At 68.9% G+C, this 5,276-nt stretch carries 5 protein-coding genes; 4 read left to right on the top strand and 1 reads right to left on the bottom strand.

Translation table 11 applies throughout. The features are described from left to right. The 3 genes from Q8Q85_10945 to Q8Q85_10935 all read left to right on the top strand — a co-directional run. Positions 1 to 692: hypothetical protein (locus Q8Q85_10945; protein MDP3774769.1), on the top strand; the 692-nt coding region annotated here is incomplete at its 5' end. Beyond that, positions 693 to 2,300, top strand: a complete 1,608-nt coding sequence (locus Q8Q85_10940; protein MDP3774768.1) for a DUF885 domain-containing protein — start codon at positions 693 to 695, stop codon at positions 2,298 to 2,300. 10 nt (positions 2,301 to 2,310) lie between these two features. Beyond that, the gene (locus Q8Q85_10935) at positions 2,311 to 3,519 is read left to right on the top strand and encodes an MFS transporter (protein MDP3774767.1); all 1,209 of its coding nucleotides are present in this window, start codon (positions 2,311 to 2,313) and stop codon (positions 3,517 to 3,519) included. A 188-nt stretch (positions 3,520 to 3,707) separates the two neighbouring features. Here Q8Q85_10935 and Q8Q85_10930 read toward each other — a convergent pair whose 3' ends face one another. Next, positions 3,708 to 4,223: a GNAT family N-acetyltransferase gene (locus Q8Q85_10930; protein MDP3774766.1), complete on the bottom strand. Its 516-nt coding sequence runs from the start codon at positions 4,221 to 4,223 to the stop codon at positions 3,708 to 3,710. A gap of 231 nt (positions 4,224 to 4,454) precedes the next feature. Here Q8Q85_10930 and Q8Q85_10925 point away from each other — a divergent pair. After that, positions 4,455 to 5,276: IS110 family transposase (locus Q8Q85_10925; GenBank protein ID MDP3774765.1), on the top strand; the 822-nt coding region annotated here is incomplete at its 3' end.

The following is a 5,276-nucleotide window of genomic DNA, read 5'->3' as shown; positions in this document are numbered from 1 at the left end:
CGATCTCCTGGGGCGCGCGTCGCCTCTGCCTGGCGGACACCGTGGGTCACGCGATCCCCGACGGCGTGCGCCACCTGGTGCGTTTCGTGAAGGACGAGATCATCCAACCTTCCGGCGAAGACGTGAAGCTCGACTGGCACGGGCACCGGGACCGCGGCATGGGTGTCATCAACTGCCTGGCGGCCATCGAAGCCGGAGCCGACCGCGTCCACGCGACCGCCCTGGGAGTGGGAGAGCGGGTGGGCAACGCGGAGATGGATCTGCTGATCGTCAACCTCCACCTCCTGGGCGCGTACCACGGGGACCTCACGAAGCTGCCCGAATACTGCCGCCTGGCGTCGGAATCGGTGGGCCGGCCGATAGGCGTGGACTACCCGGTGATGGGCGCCGACGCGTTCCGCACCGGCACGGGCGTGCACGCCGCCGCGATCGTCAAGGCGCGGGCCAAGGGTGACGACTGGCTCGCTGACCGAGTGTACTCGAGCGTTCCCGCCGGCGAGCTGGGCATGAAGCAGCGGATCGAGATCTCGCCGGTGTCGGGGCTGTCCAACGTGAAGTTCTGGCTCACGGCGAATGGCTACGACGCGGCGAACGAGCGCTACGCGAAGGTGCTCTTCGACGCTGCCAAGTCCACCGACCGCGTCCTAACCGACCAGGAATGTCACACGCTGATCGCGGGCGTGGGGGCGTAGGTGCGTCAGCCAGACCATCGCGAGCTGGTAGCCTCCTACCTCGATCTTCGTTGGCAGCTGGACCCCGTCGCCGCGACCTACGCCGGCGTCGGGGCGCACGACGCGCGCCTCGGCAACTTCACCAAGGCGGAGGTCAAGGCTTCGGTCGCCGCGCTCAGGGCCATGGCGCTCGCCTTCGAGGGGTGTGAGGTGGAGTCGCTCGGGGACCGGATCGACCAGACCGCGGTCCTCAGCGACCTCCGGGTCAGCATCGCCCGCTTCGAGAGGGAAAGACCGCAGGAGCTGAACCCCGAATTCCATCTCTCGTACCTGCTGGGTGGCCTCTTCGTGCTGATGATGCGCGGAGACCAACCGCTGGGGGATCGCGGGCGAGCCCTCGCGGGCCGGCTCCGCGAGGCGCCGCGGTTCCTCGCCGACGCCCGTGCGACCCTCGGCCGGCCCGCGAAGATCTTCACCGAGACGTCGCTCTCCGTCGCGCGCGGCGGCGCGACGCTCCTCAATGAGGCGATCCCCGAGTTCGCGAGCCGCCTCCCGCCCGAGAGCGCGCGCGAGGTGCTCGACGCCCTCCGCCCCGCGCGCGAGGCCCTCGACGACTTCGTCGAGTTCCTGGCGGGCGAGTTGAGCGACCGCTCCGACGGCGACTTCGCCATCGGACGGGACGCCTTCGATTTCCGGCTCCACTACGAGCACGCGCTCCGCGAGAGCTCCACCGCGTTGCTCCGCTACGGCGAGGCGCTGGTGACGGAGCTGGAGGCGGACCTGGCGCGCCGGGCGGAGACGCTGGCACCCGGCGTGCCGTGGCGCGCCCTCGCCGAACGGCTGCGCGAGCAGCACCCGAACGTCGACACGCTGGTAGCGTCGTACGCCGCGGAGATGGAGCGCGCCCGGAAGTTCGTGGAGGAACGCGGACTGGTCGCGGTGCCCAGCGGGCCGCTCGAGGTGTTGGCTACGCCATCGTTCATGCAGCCGCTGATCCCGTTCGCCGCCTACGACCCGCCGGGCGCGTTCTCGGCGGAGCGCACCGGGTTCTTCTGGGTCTCGGTGCCGCCCGAGGACCTGCTGCGCGACCACTGCGTGCACGAGATCGCGTGCACGGCGCTCCACGAGGGCTTCCCCGGCCATCACCTCCAGTTCCTGGTGGCGCAGGCTCAGCCGTCCCCGGTGCGGCGCGTCGTGTCGTCGCCGCTCACGGTGGAAGGATGGGCGCTCTACTGCGAGGACTTGATGGCCGAAGAAGGTTTTCTCACCCGTCCGGAGGAAACCTTCTTCCAGCGGCTGCACCTGCTCTGGCGGGCGGTGCGCGTCGTGCTCGACGTGCGCCTCCACACCCTCGGCATGACGAGCGAGGAGGCGGTGAGATTCATGATGGACGCTGTCGGCATCGGCCGGGCGAGTGCGCAGGCGGAGGTGGCGCGCTACTGCGGCACCCCGGGCTATCCGCTCTGCTACGCGGTGGGGCGGCGGGAGCTGGTGCGCCTGCGCGATGACTACCGGAGGCGCGCGGGCGCGTCGTTCTCGCTCCGGCGGTTCCACGACGAGTTGCTCGGATACGGTGGGTTGCCGGTCTCGCTGATCCGGTGGGGGATGGGGCTTGGTGACGGGCGATGAGTGATGAGTGATGGGTGATGAGGTGATGGAGCAGCGCGAACCCCGCCTGCCGCGCGCCGTCTACTTCTTCGGCGCGACGTCGCTCGCCAACGATCTCTCCTCCGAGATGATCTACCCGCTCCTGCCGGCGTTCGTGGGGACGTTGGGCGGGGGTGCGCTCGCGCTCGGTGTGCTCGATGGTCTCGCGGACGCCGTTTCCGCCGCGTTCAAGCTCCTCTCCGGCTATCTCGCGGACCGGCCGCGTCTGCGCGGACCGCTGGTCGTGGCGGGCTACGCGATCGCCGCAGCGGTCCGCCCGTTCATGGCCGCTGCCGGAGCGGCGTGGCACGTCATCGGGCTGCGCGCGGTTGACCGGCTCGGCAAGGGCGTGCGTACCGCGCCGCGCGACACGATGATCGCCGGCGTGGCGGCGCCGGAGATCCGCGGCCGGGCGTTCGGCGTGCATCGCGCGGCGGACCACGTGGGGGCCATCGTGGGCCCTCTTCTCGCGGCCGCGCTGATCGCCGCGGGATTCACGGTCAGGAGCGTGTTCTGGATCGCGGTGGTGCCGGGTGCGGTGGCGGTGGCGCTGGCGTGGGTGGCGGTGAGAGAGGCCGGGGGGGAGCGGGGAGCGGGGAGCGGTACCTTGGGTGGCGTCGCGATGGCATCGGCGCGCGCCGAAGGAACCGCTCCCCGCTCCCCGCTCCCCCTGTTACTCCTCGTTCTCGCCCTCGCCGCCTTCCTTCGCGCGCCCGAGACGCTGCTCATCCTCCGGGCGCAGGACCTTGGCGTCCCCATCAAGATGATCCCGATCCTTTGGGCCGCGTTGCACGTCGTTCGGTCGGCGTCGTCCTACCCCGGCGGCGTACTGGCCGACCGGTGGGGGCCCCGCCGCACCCTGGCGCTCGGCTGGATGTGCTACGCCGCGCTCGCCTGGGCGTTCGGCGCCGCGCATACCACGCCCCAGGCGTGGGCTGTCTTCCTCTCGTTCGGCGTGGTGTCGGGCCTCACCGAGAGCCCGGAGCGGAAGCTGATCGCGGGGCTCGCTCCCGCCGGCCGCCACGGCCGCGGCTTCGGCTGGTATCACGGGAGCCTGAGCGCGGTGGCATTGCCGGGCGCGGTGTTGTTCGGCTGGCTGTATCAGTCGCGCGGCGCGCACCCGGCGCTGGTGGCGAGCGCCGCGACGACGCTGCTGGCGACCGTGATGCTGGGTGTTGTCGGGAGGGACCGCGAGGCCTAGGAGGGTCGCCCTAGTCACCCTTCGAGTCCCTCTTCTGCGCTGTGCGGCGCCTGATCAGAACCGGATATCCTCCCGGCGCCCTGGCCACGTCTGGCTCGGCCGCTTCCACGAACAGGTCGGCCACCCCGCACGCCGGGAAGGCGGCAACCACAAGGAGAAAGTGTTACCCATCAGCTGAGCACAAAGTGTTACCTATCACTTGGACCGTTCACCGTTTCATCCAAGACTTTAACGTAGCGCAGGGTCTCGACTCGATAACCCAGATGCGCATAGACGGCCCGTGCCCGACTGTTGGCCTCGAAAACGTTCAGTGTGAGTCGGTGAAAGCCGCTCGACCGCGCCCAGACTTCCGCCGCACGCATTAGAGCGCCTCCCACACCCTTGCCTTCGCCGTCCTCGCTAACGGCTATGATACTCACGTGCCCGTGCCGCTCGGCGGTGAAGTAGTCCTCCACGGTTTCCAGATAGACGTAGCCGAGCAGCTGCTCGGTCGACAGCGTGGCAATGAGCAACGCCGTTCCGGTCTTCTGGTGATCGAAAAACTCCTCGAGAGTGCGGACTTCGCGCGCCACAATTTCTTGCGGGGTCCGCCATGACGGGGGCCCGAACGCGACCAGTCGCTGGGCGATGGTGACCACGAACGGCCGATCTTCCGCCTTGGCATCGCGGACTGTGATGTCGGTCGCGAGGGATTCCTTTGGCACGATGTCTCTGGAGCGCGTGATCTATGGGCGCAGCCTAACGACTAGTGCATAAGCTGCGAGCCGGCGCCTTGGCCGCGCTGATCCAACGATACTTCGTGGCAGACGGTGCCGCCAGCGCGGCCAGCCGGCTCGGCAGCTTCATGCACTTGATATTTCCAAGAAGTGCCCTCGAGGAGTATCGTCTCATCGATCGGCCAGGATCGTGAACCGTCACCCCAGGAGGGCACTCCCATGTGGTACTCCGGCATCGACCAGCACAAGCAGTACTGCGTGATCACAACCTATGGACCCGAGGGCCCGCGCGTCAAACAGGCCCGGGTGCCGAGCACCCCGCTCGCGCTTCAGCTCTACTTCGCGGAGTTTCCCGGTCCCCACAAGGCGGTCGTGGAATCCACTGGCAGCTGGTACTGGCTCGCCGATGTCCTCGCGGCATTGGGCGTCGAGCTGGTGCTCGCCCACGCCACCCGCCTCAAGGCCATCTCGGCCGCCAAGGTCAAGACCGACCAGGTCGACTCCGACGTCCTGGCCCTGCTGCTGCGGGCCGACCTCATCCCCGTCGCCCACATGATTCGCCCCGGGCAGCGCGGCCCTCGCGACCTCATGCGCAGCCGGCTGCGCCTGGTCGAGAAACGTGTCAGCGCCCAGAACAGCATCGACCGCCTGCTGGAGAAGTTCAACGTCCAGACCGTGGCCGAGCTGGATGAGCTCTACCAACTGCAGGCCGCCTGTCATGAAGCCCAGATCAAGCTGCTCACCGAGCAGATCACCACGCTCGAGCGCGCCCTCTACCCCTACCTGATCCCCAACGCCGACGTCCAGCGGCTGCTGTGGATCCCAGGCCTCGGCAAGGTGAACGCGTTCACCCTCTACACCGAGATCGACGGCATCACTCGCTTCCCCTCGGCCCGGCAGTTCTTCTCCTACTGCCGCCTGGTGCCCGGCGCGGACAACTCGGCCGGCCGCACCCGCCATCGCTCGGGCTCCAAGGCCGGCAACCGCTACCTCAAGCTGGCCTTCAGTCACGCCGGCATCCGCGCTGTCCAGTACAACCCG

It is taken from the genome of Gemmatimonadales bacterium, from assembly GCA_030697825.1.
Taxonomy (GTDB): domain Bacteria; phylum Gemmatimonadota; class Gemmatimonadetes; order Gemmatimonadales; family JACORV01; genus JACORV01.
Note: the sequence above shows the minus strand (reverse complement) of the source record. Positions and strands in the feature narration are given on the sequence as shown.